The organism is Halomonas mongoliensis (genome assembly GCF_052496345.1).
The window spans coordinates 505,198-519,243 of the sequence record NZ_CP199288.1 but is presented as its reverse complement, the minus strand read 5'-3'; the positions used below and the strand labels follow the sequence as shown (position 1 = coordinate 519,243).

The 14,046-nt window shown below is 66.9% G+C and carries 7 protein-coding genes and 11 tRNA genes; 15 read left to right on the top strand and 3 right to left on the bottom strand.

Annotation, left to right across the window (positions count from 1 at the left end; translation table 11 throughout):
• Positions 1 to 177 precede the first annotated feature (177 nt).
• From ACRYRV_RS02375 to ACRYRV_RS02360, 4 genes are all read left to right on the top strand, one after another.
• Positions 178 to 969 carry an enoyl-CoA hydratase/isomerase family protein gene (locus tag ACRYRV_RS02375; protein ID WP_444984083.1) on the top strand — a complete coding sequence of 264 codons (792 nt, stop codon included), beginning with the start codon at positions 178 to 180 and terminating at the stop codon, positions 967 to 969.
• 90 nt (positions 970 to 1,059) lie between these two features.
• A complete protein-coding gene (locus ACRYRV_RS02370; RefSeq protein ID WP_444984084.1) occupies positions 1,060 to 3,246 on the top strand; it encodes an acetate--CoA ligase family protein in 2,187 nt (728 codons plus the stop codon).
• On the top strand, positions 3,246 to 4,064 hold the full coding sequence (locus ACRYRV_RS02365) for an enoyl-CoA hydratase-related protein (protein WP_309637489.1): 819 nt from the start codon (positions 3,246 to 3,248) through the stop codon (positions 4,062 to 4,064). Before ACRYRV_RS02370 ends, ACRYRV_RS02365 begins: the two co-directional genes overlap by 1 nt.
• 173 nt (positions 4,065 to 4,237) lie before the next feature.
• Positions 4,238 to 6,211, top strand: coding sequence for an SLC13 family permease (locus ACRYRV_RS02360; RefSeq protein ID WP_444984085.1), 1,974 nt, complete (start codon positions 4,238 to 4,240; stop codon positions 6,209 to 6,211).
• A gap of 44 nt (positions 6,212 to 6,255) precedes the next feature.
• Here ACRYRV_RS02360 and ACRYRV_RS02355 read toward each other — a convergent pair whose 3' ends face one another.
• Positions 6,256 to 8,703, bottom strand: a complete 2,448-nt coding sequence (locus tag ACRYRV_RS02355) for an acyl-CoA dehydrogenase (protein WP_444984086.1) — start codon at positions 8,701 to 8,703, stop codon at positions 6,256 to 6,258.
• Positions 8,704 to 8,896: 193 nt separating this feature from the next.
• Here ACRYRV_RS02355 and ACRYRV_RS02350 point away from each other — a divergent pair.
• The 4 genes from ACRYRV_RS02350 (at position 8,897) to ACRYRV_RS02335 (ending at position 9,395) form a co-directional block, all read left to right on the top strand.
• A tRNA-Met gene (locus ACRYRV_RS02350) sits at positions 8,897 to 8,973 on the top strand.
• Positions 8,974 to 9,115: 142 nt separating this feature from the next.
• Positions 9,116 to 9,191, top strand: a tRNA-Asn gene (locus ACRYRV_RS02345).
• A gap of 34 nt (positions 9,192 to 9,225) precedes the next feature.
• Positions 9,226 to 9,301: transfer RNA gene (locus ACRYRV_RS02340), tRNA-Asn, on the top strand.
• 18 nt (positions 9,302 to 9,319) lie between these two features.
• Positions 9,320 to 9,395 (top strand) — tRNA-Asn (locus ACRYRV_RS02335).
• A gap of 177 nt (positions 9,396 to 9,572) precedes the next feature.
• On the opposite strand, the gene ACRYRV_RS02330 is transcribed toward ACRYRV_RS02335, so the two are convergent.
• On the bottom strand, positions 9,573 to 11,627 hold the full coding sequence (locus tag ACRYRV_RS02330; protein WP_253450770.1) for a carboxy terminal-processing peptidase: 2,055 nt from the start codon (positions 11,625 to 11,627) through the stop codon (positions 9,573 to 9,575).
• A gap of 136 nt (positions 11,628 to 11,763) precedes the next feature.
• Between ACRYRV_RS02330 and ACRYRV_RS02325 the strand changes: the two genes are divergently transcribed.
• Positions 11,764 to 13,062, top strand: a complete 1,299-nt coding sequence (locus tag ACRYRV_RS02325) for a M18 family aminopeptidase (RefSeq protein WP_444984087.1) — start codon at positions 11,764 to 11,766, stop codon at positions 13,060 to 13,062.
• Positions 13,063 to 13,143: 81 nt separating this feature from the next.
• Here the strand turns inward: ACRYRV_RS02325 and ACRYRV_RS02320 are convergent.
• Positions 13,144 to 13,220: transfer RNA gene (locus tag ACRYRV_RS02320), tRNA-Met, on the bottom strand.
• A 148-nt stretch (positions 13,221 to 13,368) separates the two neighbouring features.
• On the opposite strand from ACRYRV_RS02320, the gene ACRYRV_RS02315 reads away from it, so the two are divergent.
• The 6 genes from ACRYRV_RS02315 (at position 13,369) to ACRYRV_RS02290 (ending at position 13,920) form a co-directional block, all read left to right on the top strand.
• Positions 13,369 to 13,444 (top strand) — tRNA-Glu (locus tag ACRYRV_RS02315).
• A 34-nt stretch (positions 13,445 to 13,478) separates the two neighbouring features.
• Positions 13,479 to 13,553: transfer RNA gene (locus ACRYRV_RS02310), tRNA-Gly, on the top strand.
• Positions 13,554 to 13,556: 3 nt separating this feature from the next.
• Positions 13,557 to 13,632 (top strand) — tRNA-Glu (locus ACRYRV_RS02305).
• 31 nt (positions 13,633 to 13,663) lie between these two features.
• Positions 13,664 to 13,738 (top strand) — tRNA-Gly (locus ACRYRV_RS02300).
• Positions 13,739 to 13,741: 3 nt separating this feature from the next.
• Positions 13,742 to 13,817, top strand: a tRNA-Glu gene (locus ACRYRV_RS02295).
• A 28-nt stretch (positions 13,818 to 13,845) separates the two neighbouring features.
• Positions 13,846 to 13,920 (top strand) — tRNA-Gly (locus ACRYRV_RS02290).
• Positions 13,921 to 14,046 lie beyond the last annotated feature (126 nt).

Below are 14,046 nucleotides of genomic sequence, written 5' to 3'. Positions count from 1 at the left end.
CCTCGGCACGCACGTATTGACCCGACTGCGACCTTTGGCTAGGATGCCCGCAGAACAAGCGTGCTGAAGTGGTGTTGATAATGACACGTTTGTTTCTCTGGCGAGAAACCATCGTCGCCGCTTATCGAACCCCTCGGACACCATCCGTTCGCCACATCCATGAGAGTGCCGTCACCCATGAGCCAAGCCGAGTACGAGACCCTGATCCTCCGCCGCCACGGCCAGGTCCAGGAGATCCGCTTCAACCGCCCCCATCGCCTCAACGCCGTCACCGAGGCGCTCTATGCAGAGCTCAATGACGCCCTGACCCGCGCCGAGGCGGATGGGGAAGTGCGCGTGGTGGTGCTGACCGGCGAAGGGCGCGCCTTCTGCGTGGGGGCCGACCTCAAGGAGCACAAGCAGGGGCGCACCGCCTTCGATCGCCGCCAGTACCTGCAGGGGGAGCAGATCGTCTGCAAGCGCCTGATGCAGATGCAGACGCCGGTGATCGCCGCGGTGAACGGCTACGCCCTGGGCGCCGGTGCGGAGCTTGCCCTGGCCGCGGACTTCATGCTGATGGCCGACAGCGCCCAGATCGGCCTGCCCGAGGTCTCCATCGGCAACTTCCTGGGCGGCGGCGTCACCTGGCTGCTGCCGCGCCTGGTGGGGCTGGCCAAGGCCCGAGAGCTGGTGTTTCTAGGCGAGCGTATCGACGGCGCCGAAGCCGTCCGCATCGGCCTGGCCAACCGCCACTACCCCGACGAAGGATTTTTTGACGCCGCTCTCGCCTTCGCCGAGAAGGTGGCCAGCAAGGCGCCCCTCTCCATGGCGCTGGCCAAGGAGCAGCTCACCTTCTCCGGCGAGCGCACCCTGGATGCCTGCCTGACCGCCGAGCTCGAGGGGATGACCTTCGTCGGCACGACCCGGGACTGGCAGGAAGGCGTCGACGCCTTCGCCGAGAAGCGCACGCCGCGCTTCCAGGGCAAGTAGGCCCGTCTCTTCCGAATCTCCGTGAATTGCCCGGCCGCGGCCGGGTCTCGACCACTTTCATCGCCCCCAGAGGGCAAGGTCAGCCAGTACATGAATCCCATCGAAGGACATCTCCCCACCCGCAGCCCGCTCCACGACATCCTGGCCCCCGGCGGCATCGCCGTGGTGGGCGCCTCCGCCGACCCCACCAAGCGGGGCTACAAGGCGATGGTCGGCCTGATCAAGGATGGCTACCGGGGCGAGATCTACCCGGTCAACCCCAAGGCGGACATGATCCTCGGGGTCAAGGCCTGGCCCTCGGTCACCGCCATCCCCGGCAATCCGGCGCTGGCGCTGATCTGTACCCCGGCGGCCACGGTGCCGGGGCTGATCGCCGAGTGCGGGCGCCGCGGCATCAAGGGGGCGGTGATACTCGCCAGCGGCTTCGCCGAGATCGGTGAGGAGGGGGCGGCACTCGAGCGCGAGATGATGGAGAAGGCCCGCGCCCACGGCGTGCGCATCATCGGCCCCAACACCTCGGGCCTCTTCAACCTGCACCACAGGATCAACCTGCTCTCGCTGGACAACGTCAAGCCCGGCGGCGTGGGCATCATCTCCCAGTCCGGCAACATGCTGCTGTCGCTGGCGCTCGAGGCCCAGCACAACGGCAACGTGGGCTTCTCCACCTATGTGGGGCCCGGCAACCAGAGCGACATCGGCTTCAACGACTATCTGCGCTACCTGGGCGAGGACGAGAATACCCGCGTCGCCACCCTCTACGTGGAGGGCTTCCGCGACGGGCGCAAGTTCCTCGACGTTGCCCGCGAGGTGACCGCCATGAAGCCGGTGGTGGTCTACAAGTCCGGCTCCACCGAGGCGGGCCAGAAGGCGGCGAGCTCCCATACCGGAGCGCTCGCCGGTAGCTATGCCATGACCGTGGACCTGCTCAAGCAGTCCGGGGTCAGCGTGGTGCAGCACTCCGACGAGATCCTGCCGGTGGCCGAGGGGCTAGGCCTCTTGCAGAAGGCCCGCGGCAAGCGGGTGGCGGTGATCTCCGACGGCGGCGGCCAGGCGACCATCGCCTCCGACCGCCTGGCCGAGGCGGGCCTCGAGCTCGCCGAGCTCTCCGAGGCGACCCGTCAGAAGCTGCGCGACGTGCTCTTTCCCCAGGCCTCCACCGTCAACCCGGTGGACGTAGCCGGCTCCACCGACGCCAATCCGTCGCTCTTGGCCACCTGCATGGAGATCGTCGCCGCCGACGACAACGTCGACAGCGTCTTCCTGGTGGGCATGTTCGGCGGCTACAGCATCCGCTTCGCGGAGTCCCTGCTGGGTGACGAGATGCGCGGCGCCGAGGCCATGGTGGACCTCTCCCGCGCCACCACAAAGCCGCTGGTGATCTACAGCCTCTATACCCCCATCAAGCCGCCGGCGCTGCGCCGCCTGCACGAGGCGGGCCTGCCCATCTATGCCTCCATCGAGCACTCCGTGCGGGTGCTGGCGGCCCTGGGCGAGCGCGGCCAGTACCTGGCCCAGGTGGAGCGCCAGAGCCGCGAGCGCAGCGTCGAACCGCTCCCCGAGCTCACCGCCATGTTCGAGCGTGCCCGGGGCGAGGGCCGCGACCTCTTCGAGTACGAGGCCAAGCGGGTCCTGCGCGACCACGGCATCGAGGTGCCCCTGGAGCTGGTGGTGCGCGACGAGGCGGAGCTGGCCGAGGCCGCAGGGCAGTTCGGTGAGACGCCGCTGGCCATGAAGGTGGTCTCCAAGGATATCCTGCACAAGTCCGACGCCGGCGGCGTGAAGCTCAACGTGGTGGGCGAGGCCGCCATGCGCGAGGCCCGGGAAGCGATCCTGGCGTCCTGCCGGGAGTATGACGCCGATGCCGAGATCGAGGGCATCCTGGTCACCCCCATGGCGAAGAAGGGCGTCGAGGTGATCCTCGGGGTGATCCGCGACCCCATCTTCGGTCCGGTGCTGATGTTCGGTCTCGGCGGCATCTTCGTGGAGATCCTCGAGGACGTGGCCTTCCGGGCCATTCCGCTCTCGCGTCGCGACGCCGAGGAGATGGTGGAGCAGATCAAGGCGAAGAAGATTCTCGGCGGCGTGCGTGGCGAGAAGGCGGTAGACAAGGCCGCCCTGGTGGACCTGCTGCTCAAGGTGTCGCGCATCGTCGAGGCCTATCCCGGGCTCTCCGAGCTCGACCTCAACCCGGTGATCGTCAACGCCGACGGCTATGCCGTGGTGGACGCGCGGGTTATCGTGGAACGCGACGATTCAGCCGACAAGGAAGCCCATTGATGAGCCAGACAGCGACCCAGCCCAGCCTTCCCCAGCTCACCGACGCCCGACTCACCCTGGCGGGGCGGGTGGCCACCCTGACCCTGGAGCGCCACGACGTGCGCAACGCCCTGACCGGCACCGCCCTCACCGACGACATCGTCGCCGTGGCGGAGTGGGTCAACGCCTGCGATGCCGTCTCGGTGCTGGTGATCACCGGCGCGGGCAGCGCCTTCTCCGCCGGCGGCAACGTCAAGGACATGGCGGAGCGCGGCGGCGACTTCGCCGGCGACGTGGCCGAGGTCTCGGCCCGCTACCGCCGCGGCATCCAGCGCATCCCGCTGGCCCTGCAGGCGGTGGAGGTGCCGATCATCGCCGCGGTCAACGGCCCGGCCATCGGCGCCGGCTTCGACCTGGCCAACATGGCCGATATCCGTATCGCCTCGAAGAAGGCAAAGTTCGGCGAGACCTTCCTCAATCTGGGGATCATCCCCGGTGACGGCGGCGCCTGGTTCATGCAGCGCCTGATCGGCTACCAGCGCGCCTTCGAGCTGACCCTCTCCGGGCGGGTGATCGACGCCGAGGAGGCGAAGGAGTACGGCATCGTGCTGGAGGTGACCGAGCCCGAGGCGCTGATGGAGACGGCAGGCGAGCTCGCCGCCCGCATCGCCGCCCAGCCGCCGAAGGCCACGCGTCTTACCAAGCGCCTGATGAAGATGGCCCAGCGCACCGAGCTCAAGGACTTCCTCGACCTCTGCGCGGTCTTCCAGGGCATGTGCCACAACGAGCCCGAGCACCTCGACGCCGTCAACGCCATGCTGGAGAAGATGGCGAAATAGCGATCCTGGCGGCACCTGGCGCCTTTTTCCCGTGTCGCTCGCGACGCCCGGCTTCGGCCGGGCGTCGTCGTGTCGGAAGGGGAAAGATCGCTGCCCGCGCAGAAAACACTTGTCGGCGGGCGGCCCGGCTGGCGATGCTGAAGCCTCTGATACGCACAGGGAGGTGACGGGCCATGGCAGAGAGCACCCTGGTCTTTATCGTGCTCGGGCTGACGCTGGCGGCGTTCGTCTGGGGACGCTTTCGCTACGACCTGGTGGCGCTCGCCGCGCTGCTCGGTTCGGTGATGCTGGGGCTGGTGCCGGGCGAGGAGGCCTTCCTGGGCTTCGGCCACCCCGCGGTGATCACGGTGGCGGCGGTGCTGGTGCTCAGCCGAGCTTTCGAACGCTCAGGCGTGGTGGACGTCATCGCCGACCAGGTGTTCAAGGTGGGGGAGCGACTCTTCCTGCAGCTGGCGGCCCTGACCGGCACCGTGGTGGTGCTCTCCGGCTTCATGAACAACGTGGGCGCCCTGGCGCTGCTGCTGCCGGTGGCCATGCGCCTGGCAAGGGAGCACGACACCTCGCCGTCGCTGCTGCTGATGCCGCTGGCCTTCGGTTCGCTGCTGGGGGGGCTCACCACCCTGATCGGCACCCCCCCAAATATCATCATTGCCAGCTATCGCGGCTCGGTCACCGGCGAGAACTTTGGCCTCTTCTCCTTTACGCCGGTGGGCGCCGCGGTGGCCCTGGCGGGGTTCGCCTTTATCCTGCTGATCGGCTGGCGGCTGGTGCCCCTGCGCGCGGGCAAGGCCTCCACCGAGGCGATGTTCGATACCGCCAACTACCTGGTGGAGCTGCGCGTCGGGGAGGAGGCGAAGGCCAACGGCCTGACCCTGCGCGAGCTGCAGCAGGAGCTCGAGGAGACCATTCCGGTGCTCGCCGTGGTGCGTGACGACAAGCGCCGCGCCGGCCACGCCTTCTTCGGCACCCTCCGGGAGGGGGATATCCTGCTGCTGGAGGCGGGCCCCGATGAGATGAAGCTGCTGGAGGACAAGGCGGGCCTCAGCCTGGGCAAGGACGCCGAGGATGAGGAAAAGGAGGCCGAGGAGAATGCGGCCAAGGAGAAGGACACCGAGGAGCAGCGCAAGGCAGAGAAGGACAGGGCCGACGAGAGTGACCGCGAGCGCTCGACGCAGGAAAAGTTCGAGGAACAGGAGCGCGACAGGGAGGAGGCGAAAAAGGAGAAGCAGGAGAAAAAAGAGAAGCAAGAGAAAAAAGAGAAGCAGGAAGAGAAGAGCGGCGTGGATACCGAGGGCCTGCAGCTGGTGGAGGCGGTGGTGCGCAACGACTCCATGATGGTCAACCACACCGTGACCCAGCTGCGCCTGCACAACCAGTTCGGCCTGCATCTGGTGGCGGTGGCCCGGGATGGCGGGCGCCTCAAGCAGCGCCTGCGCGAGATCCGCTTTCGCCCCGGCGACGTGCTGCTGCTGCAGGGGGGCGAGAGCGAACTCGCCGAAAGCCTGGCCACCCTGGGCTGCCTGCCGCTCGCCAGCCGCAACCTGACCCTCGGCCAGCCGCGTATGCTGCTGGCCTCCATCGGCATCTTCGCAGCGGCGATCGTGGCCATCCTGCTGGGGCTGCTGCCGGCGGCGGTGGCGCTCTCGAGCGCGGCGCTGGTCTCGCTGCTGGTGGGGGTGCTGCCCCTGCGCGAAGGCTACCAGGCCATCGACGGGCCGGTGATCGTGCTGCTCGGCGCCATGATCCCGGTGGGCCAGGCGCTGGAGAGCAGCGGCGGGGCGGCGCTGATCGCCGAGGCCATGCTGGTGTGGGGCGTCCAGTGGCCGGCGGTGGTGACCCTGGTCGGGCTCTTCGTGCTGACCATGATGCTCTCCGACGTGATCAACAACGCGGCGGCGGCGGTGCTGATGGCGCCCATTGCGGTGAGCCTGGCCAACGGTTTTGACGCCTCCGTGGACCCCTTCCTGATGGCGGTGGCGGTGAGTGCCTCCTGCGCCTTCCTGACGCCCATCGGCCACCAGTCCAATACCCTGGTGATGGGCCCCGGCGGCTATCGCTTCGGCGACTACTGGCGCATGGGGCTGCCGCTGGAGGTCGTGGTGGTGGCGGTGGCCATTCCCATGATCCTGCTGGTCTGGCCGCTGTAAACGAAACGCCCCGGCGCTGGGCCGGGGCGTGGGGAGTGGCAGCGTCAGGCCGCCTGGTGGCGCAGCACCTTGGACTTGTCGGTGACGAAGGCGTCGTACTCGAAGTCGTCCACGGTGAGCAGCTCCAGCACCCGAGCCTCGCGCTCGCGCATGAAGGCGGCGTCGTCGGCCGAGATCAGCCCGGCCTCCAGCGCGGCTTCCACCCGCTGCTCGGGATGCAGCGCATCGGCGGGCAGCTCGCCCTTGGCGAAGGCCTTGTTGACCGTGCGGTAGAGGCCCTCGGCGCGCTCCTGGGTCGCCAGCAGGGCGTTGTACTGGGCCAGCGGGTTCTCCTGCACGCCGTCGTCGGCCTGCCAGGTCTCGGCAAGGAGCTTCTGGCGCAGGGCGCTGTCACGGGAGACCGCCTGGGCGATGCTGCGGGCCAGGTCGTCGTGGGGCCGCTTGAAGCGCTTGCCCCGGGGCATGACCGCCAGGCGCAGCACGCCGGCCAGGGCCCGGTTGGGCAGGTTGTCGAGCAGTTCGTCCAGGGCCTGCTCGGCGCGACCCAGCAGCCACTGGCAGGCGTAGTGGAAGAGGGCAGCCTCACCCTCGACCTTGTCGCCCTCGTGCCACTGCTTGATCACCATGGAGGCGAGGTAGAGGTTGGAGAGCACGTCGCCCAGTCGTGCCGAGAGCATCTCGCGCTGCTTGAGGGTAGAGCCGAGACTCGCCATGGCGGCATCGGCGCAGAGCCCGAAGCCGGCGGAGAGCCGCGCGATCTCCTGGGCGTAGCGACTGGCCTCGCCATCGAAGGGGACAGACGGCTTGCCAATGCCCAGCCCCTGGGTGAAGGCCCGGGCGGCATTGCCGAAGATCAGGCCGGCATGGCCGAAGAAGGCCTTGTCGAAGGCCTGGATATCATCGGCGTCCTTGGCGGCCAGCTCCTCGAGCACGTAGGGATGGCAGCGGATGGCGCCCTGGCCGAAGATCATCAGGTTGCGGGTCATGATGTTGGCGCCTTCCACGGTGATCGCCACCGGGTTGGCGCTGTAGCCGATCGCCAGGTAGTTGCGCGGCCCCAGAGTCACCGCCTTGCCGCCGTGGATGTCCATGGCGTCGCCGAGGATGACCCGCTGGAACTCGGTGAGCTGGCTCTTGAGGATCGCCGAGGGCACCGCCGGCTTCTCGCCGCGGTCGATGGTGTTGGCGGTCTGGTAGACCGCCGCCTGGGCGATATAGCCCAGCGCCGTCATGCGTGCCAGGGGCTCCTGGATGCCCTCCATCTCGGCCACGGGCACGTTGAACTGGCGGCGGATGCGGGCGAAGCCGCCGCTCCAGCCGATGGCGTAGCGGGCGGTGCCGGTGGCGCCGGAGGGGAGGGTGATGCAGCGGCCCACCGAGAGGCACTCCACCAGCATCCGCCAGCCCTGGCCGATCATCGCCTCGCCGCCGATGATGGTATCCAGCGGTACGAAGACATCCTTGCCCTTGATCGGGCCGTTCAGGAAGGGGCTGCCGATGGGGTGGTGGCGGCGGCCGATCTCCATCCCTGCGGTGTCGCGGGGAATCAGCGCCAGGGTGATGCCGCGATCCTCCTCGTCGCCCAGCAGCTTCTCGGGGTCGAAGAGGCGGAAGGCCAGGCCCACCACGGTGGCGATGGGGGCCAGGGTGATCCAGCGCTTCTCGAAGTTGAGGCGCACGCCGAGCACCTCCTTGCCGTCGATGGTCTGCTTGCAGACCACGCCGGTGTCGGGCAGCGAGGTGGCGTCACTGCCGGCACGCGGGCCGGTGAGGCCGAAGCAGGGGATCTCACGACCGTCGGCGAGCCGCGGCAGGTAGTGGTTCTTCTGCTCGTCGGTGCCGTATTTGAGCAGCAGCTCACCCGGCCCGAGGGAGTTGGGCACGCCCACGGTGACCATCAGAGTCTCGTTGACCGAGAGCTTCTGCAGCACCAGGGACTGCGCCTTGGCGGAGAAGCCCAGGCCCCCATACGCCTTCGGGATGATCATGCCGAAGTAGCGCTCCTGCTTGAGGTGGTCCCAGAGCTCCTGGGGCAGGTCGGCGCGCTCCTTGGCGATCTCCCAGGCGTTGCACATGCCGGCGGCCACGGAGCACTGGTTGTCGATAAAGGCGCGCTCCTCGTCGCTGAGGCCGTCATCCTTGGCATCCAGCAGTGTCTGCCAGTTGGGCTTGCCGGTGAAGAGTTCGCCGTCCCAGGCCACGCTGCCGGCCTCGAGCGCCACGCGCTCGGTGTCGGAGACCTTGGGCGAGACCTTCTTGAACAGGGCGAAGAGACGCGGGGTCAGCCACTTGCCGCGCAGGGCCGGCAGGCCGGCCACCGCTACGGCGATGGCGCCGGCCAGCAGCAGCAGGCCCAGCAGTGTGGAGGCGAGGAGCAGGCTTGCCAGGCCGGTAACGGCGAGCACCGCCAGGGCGGGCAGGGCGCCCGCCTCGCGGCGCATCACCGCCAGCAGGCCGACGACGGCCACGAGCAGCAGGATCAGGGTGAGCATGAAAAGACTCCGGTTGTTGTGGAAGGTTCTTGGATGAGACAGCGCATTCGAACGAATGTTTGAATTCTTGCAGACTAGCCGAGTTCCCTGCAAGCGGCCAGTGCGCAGGATCTGCCAGCCAGGGGTTGCCAACTGGGCTCGGCATGGGCATAATGCGCCCCGTTGATTGGCGCAAGCCGCGCCCCTCAGCCTTGGCTACGTAGCTCAGCTGGTTAGAGCACATCACTCATAATGATGGGGTCCCCTGTTCAAATCAGGGCGTAGCCACCAGATATCGAACGCCCGCCCGGCCTCCATGGCCCGGCGGGCGTTCTGCATTTCGGTGCTGGACCATCTACCTTTCGGCACTGGGCCATCCGGGCCTTGACCTTCACAAGCGAATCCGTATACTACGCCCCGTGTTCGACGCCGTTCCCGGATAGCTCAGTTGGTAGAGCAAGTGACTGTTAATCACTGGGTCGCAGGTTCGAGTCCTGCTCCGGGAGCCAAGATCGCATCGAGCACGCTGCTGAAGGCCGAGATTCCTCGATAGCTCAGTTGGTAGAGCAAGTGACTGTTAATCACTGGGTCGCAGGTTCGAGCCCTGCTCGAGGAGCCATCGGCTCATATGTTTCGTTCCCGGATAGCTCAGTTGGTAGAGCAAGTGACTGTTAATCACTGGGTCGCAGGTTCGAGTCCTGCTCCGGGAGCCATCTCCTAGTCATCTCACTCTCTCTTTTCTGTTATCGTCCCTGCCGGGCGAATTTTTGCGTGTCTGTCAATCCTGTGTTGCCCGCCTGTCGGGGATTCGGCGTGTCCTACTGCCCGTTTGTCGGACATGAAAACGCCGCCCCGAAGGGCGGCGCGTTGGGCTTTCGGTGCCGGCGATATCAGTTGCGCTGGGCGTAGCGGTAGCCGGGGTCCAGCAGGGCGTAGTCGAGCAGGATATGGGCGGCCTCCTGCACCTGGACCTGCTCCACCGGCTCTTCGTCGCTCTCCTCATCGCGGGCGTCAATCCACTCCTCGAGCAGGTCCAGGCCAAGCGCCTGGCGGCGCGTGTTCTCCAGGGCGAGTTGCTCGGCCTCCTGCTCCTCGACCTCCCGCTGGCGCTGCTCGCGGTTCAGGCTGACGCTGACGGTCTGCTCGCGCAGGCGACGGTTGAGCTCTGCCTGCTCGGTCAGGTAGCGAAAGTTCGGGTGCTCGGCGGCGCGAGTACGGTGGCGGTCCTTGATCGCCTCCAGGTGGCGCCACGGCTCGCCGTAGTGGCGATACTGCACCGAGCGCACGGTATCCCAGTCCAGGGCGTTGTCCAGGCTGCTTTCGCCGATCAGCTCCGGGTCGATCAGGCTCGGGAAAATGATGTCCGGCTCCACGCCGCGGTGCTGGGTGCTGTCGCCGGAGATGCGGTAGAACTTGGCGCGGGTCAGCTTGATCTGGCCGTGGCTCAGGTCGTTGAGGGTCTGCACCGTGCCCTTGCCGAACGTCGGCGTGCCCAGCACCAGGCCGCGGCCGTAATCCTGGATGGCGCCGGCGAAGATCTCCGAGGCGGAGGCGGACAGGCGATTGACCAGCACGCCCAGGGGGCCGTCATAGAGGGTGCCGGCCTCGGTGTCGCCGTAGAGGCTGATACGGCCCCGGGCGTCACGCACCTGCACGGTGGGGCCGCGGTCGATAAAGAGGCCGATCAGCGAGTTGGCCTCCTGCAGGGCGCCACCGCCGTTATTGCGCAGGTCGAGCACAATGCCCTCCACGCCCTCTTCCTTGAGGCGCTCGACCTCCCGGGCCACGTCTCGGGTGGTGCTGCGGAAGTCTTCCTCACCCGCCTGCCAGGCATCGAAGTCCACGTAGAAGGTGGGGATCTTGATGACGCCGATGCGGTGCATGCCGTCATCCCGCTCGATCTCTATCACCTTGCCCTGAGCTGCCTGATCCTCCAGGTTCACGGTGTCCCGGGTGATCTCGACGACCCGCGACCGGGTCATGTCCACCGCCTGGGCGGGCACCACGTCAAGGCGCACCACCGAGCCCTTGGGGCCGCGAATCAGGTCAACCACGTTGTCCAGGCGCATGCCCACCACGTTGACCATCTCGCCCTCTTCCTGGCCGACGGCGATGATGCGGTCGGCGGGTTCCAGCACGCCGGCGCGGTCGGCGGGGCCGCCGGGCACCAGGCTTGCGACCTTCACGTACTCGCCGTCGGACTGCAGCATGGCGCCGATGCCCTCCAGTGAGAGGCGCATCTGGATATCGAAGGACTCGCCCTGGCGGGGGGAGAGGTAGCCGCTATGGGGGTCGATGCTGCTGGTGACCGCCGCCATGAAGAGGCCGAAGATGTCCTCCTCGTTGGTCTGGCGAACCCGGCTGAGCTGCCCCTCGTAGCGCTGACGCAGGTTGGTCTCAACCTGGTCATCGTCCTGGCCGCTGATGGCAAGCGTGAGGGCGGCGTTCTTGAGGCGCTTGAACCAGAGCTCATCGAGCTCCTCGATGCTCTCGGCCCAAGGGGCCTCGTCACGGTCGAGCTCGAGGCGCATGTCGCTGTCGTAGGTGAAGTTCAGCCCCTCGTCGAGCCGTTCCAGCAGCCATTCGAAGCGTGACTCGGCGCGCTCGTGATAGCGGTGGTAAAGCGCGTAGATATCGTTAAGGTCGCCATCGAAGAGGGCGTCGTCGATGCGCGCTTCCAGGTGGCGGAAGTCGTCGACATCCTCGGCCAGCAGGAAGGCGCGTTGGCCGTCCAGGACCGACAGATAGCGCTCGAAGGCCTGGTGCGACCAGGCGTCATCCAGGCTGATGTCGGCGTAGTGGCCATAGCGCAGCGATTCGGCGACCTCGACGGCCGCCTGACGCTGGGCGTCGGTGGGTTGCGGCTGCGCCAGGGCAACCCCGGCAACCAGCAGCAGGCCGACCAGAGCGGCGGCTGGACGTGCCAGGTGGGCAAGCAGGCTCATCGATGAAGCACTCCCGGTTTCATGTACACTCTAGTTCCCTTGACCCTTTTCGGGCCCGCGAGTTGCGCGGACCGAAGGAGTATTGTAGCAGCTTCCCCCGTCATCCCATGACACCTGTTAGTCAGTAGAGGATCTCATGTCCCAGGACGACCTCATCGAGCGCCTGCTCGAATTTCTGCGCCGTTCGCCCACCCCCTGGCATGCCGTCGGCAGCATGGCCGCCCGCCTCGAGGCGGCGGGCTTCCGTCGCCTGGACGAGCGTGACGGCTGGCGGCTCTCGCCCGGCGAGCGCGTCTATGTGACCCGCAACGACTCCTCCATCGTTGCCCTGCAGCTGCCCGAAGGGGAGCTCGCTGCGCTGCGCATGATCGGCGCCCACACCGATAGCCCTGGCCTGCGCCTCAAGCCCAGCGCTGCCCAGACCAGTGCCGGCTGGCTGCAGCTCGGCGTCGAGACCTATGGCGGCATGCTGCTGGCCCCCTGGTTTGACCGAGACCTGGGGTTGGCGGGGCGCCTCCATGTGCGACATCCCGACGGTCGCCTCCAGGGGCTCCTGCTCAGCGTCGACCGTCCGGTGGCGATCATTCCGAGCCTGGCCATTCACCTGGATCGCGACGTCAATCAGGGGCGGCCGATCAACGCCCAGACCGAGATGGCGCCGGTCTTCCTGCAAGGGGGGGAGAAGGCCGACCTGGAGCGCCTGCTCAAGGGCTGGGTCGCCGAGCAGCACGGTCTTGACGGGGTGGAGATTCTCGACTTCGAGCTGGGCTTCCATGACATGCAGCCCCCGGCTCGCGTTGGCGTTGAGGGCGAGCTGATCGCCAGTGCGCGGCTCGATAACCTGCTCTCCTGCTTTATCGGCCTGGAGGCCCTGCTCGCCTCGGATGGTAAGCAGGGTGCCCTGCTGGTCGCCAACGACCACGAAGAGGTGGGCAGTGCCAGCGCCTGCGGGGCTCAGGGGCCCTTCCTCGGCGACGTGTTGCGTCGGGTCAATGAGCAGCTCGGCGGGGGAGGGGAGGAGTCCTTCATTCGCCTGGTTCAGGCGTCGCGGATGATCTCCTGCGATAACGCCCATGCGCTGCACCCCAACTTCACCGACAAGCACGACGCCGCCCACGGGCCGGCGCTCAACGGCGGGCCGGTGATCAAGGTCAACGCCAACCAGCGCTACGCCACCAACAGTGCTACTGCGGCCATGTTCCGGGATCTGTGTCGCGAGGCGGGGGTGCCGGTGCAGACTTTCGTGACTCGTGCCGACATGGGCTGCGGCAGCACCATCGGGCCGATCACCGCCACCAAGCTTGGGGTGCCGACACTGGACGTGGGGGCGCCCCAGTGGGCCATGCACTCCATTCGTGAGACGGCGGGTGTGCGGGACGTGGAATATCTGACCCGTGCGCTCGTCGCCTTCTGCAATCGCGCTGACCTGGCGTGAGCCTGTCCGGCCAGGCAGGATGCGCCGCTGGTCGAGCGCATACAAAAAACCCGGCGCCTGAGGCGCCGGGTTTTGCGGTTCTGGTGGCTACGCCCTGATTTGAACAGGGGACCCCATCATTATGAGTGATGTGCTCTAACCAGCTGAGCTACGTAGCCAGCGGCGCGTACTTTATCCCCCGCCGCAGGTCGTGTCAACTCCCTGATGGCAAAGGGTTCACGTTCGAAAAACCGCCTTCGCGAGGTGCTTGACACCCGTCGGGTGGCTCAGTAACATACGCGCCACCTCGACGAGCCGAGACATTGCGTCCCATTCGTCTAGTGGTCCAGGACACCGCCCTTTCACGGCGGGAACAGGGGTTCGAACCCCCTATGGGACGCCACTCGACTCATCAAGGTGCCGGAGTGCAAGAAAACGCGGGAATAGCTCAGTGGTAGAGCACAACCTTGCCAAGGTTGGGGTCGCGAGTTCGAATCTCGTTTCCCGCTCCATGCGTCCCATTCGTCTAGTGGTCTAGGACACCGCCCTTTCACGGCGGGAACAGGGGTTCGAACCCCCTATGGGACGCCACTTCTCCGGTAGCAACAGGCAGTGCGATCAAGCGGGAATAGCTCAGTGGTAGAGCACAACCTTGCCAAGGTTGGGGTCGCGAGTTCGAATCTCGTTTCCCGCTCCATGCGTCCCATTCGTCTAGTGGTCTAGGACACCGCCCTTTCACGGCGGGAACAGGGGTTCGAACCCCCTATGGGACGCCACTTCGCAACTGCAGGCGGTACTCGACAAGCGGGAATAGCTCAGTGGTAGAGCACAACCTTGCCAAGGTTGGGGTCGCGAGTTCGAATCTCGTTTCCCGCTCCATGTCGTAAAGCCCAGTTAGCCGACTCCCCCAGATATTTCGATGCTTGCCCCCGTGCAGGTGTTTTTGCGTGTCCGGCTCCCGTGGCCGTCCTCGCCCAGCGCCTTGAATCCGCAGGCGCCTGCCCC

Excerpts from the sequence above, each read along its gene's own strand:
- ACRYRV_RS02375 (WP_444984083.1), top strand. The coding sequence starts at position 178 with ATGAGCCAAGCCGAGTACGAGACCCTGATCCTCCGCCGCCACGGCCAG.
- ACRYRV_RS02370 (WP_444984084.1), top strand. The coding sequence starts at position 1,060 with ATGAATCCCATCGAAGGACATCTCCCCACCCGCAGCCCGCTCCACGAC.
- ACRYRV_RS02365 (WP_309637489.1), top strand. The coding sequence starts at position 3,246 with ATGAGCCAGACAGCGACCCAGCCCAGCCTTCCCCAGCTCACCGACGCC.
- ACRYRV_RS02360 (WP_444984085.1), top strand. The coding sequence starts at position 4,238 with ATGGCAGAGAGCACCCTGGTCTTTATCGTGCTCGGGCTGACGCTGGCG.
- ACRYRV_RS02355 (WP_444984086.1), bottom strand. The coding sequence starts at position 8,703 with ATGCTCACCCTGATCCTGCTGCTCGTGGCCGTCGTCGGCCTGCTGGCG.
- ACRYRV_RS02330 (WP_253450770.1), bottom strand. The coding sequence starts at position 11,627 with ATGAGCCTGCTTGCCCACCTGGCACGTCCAGCCGCCGCTCTGGTCGGC.
- ACRYRV_RS02325 (WP_444984087.1), top strand. The coding sequence starts at position 11,764 with ATGTCCCAGGACGACCTCATCGAGCGCCTGCTCGAATTTCTGCGCCGT.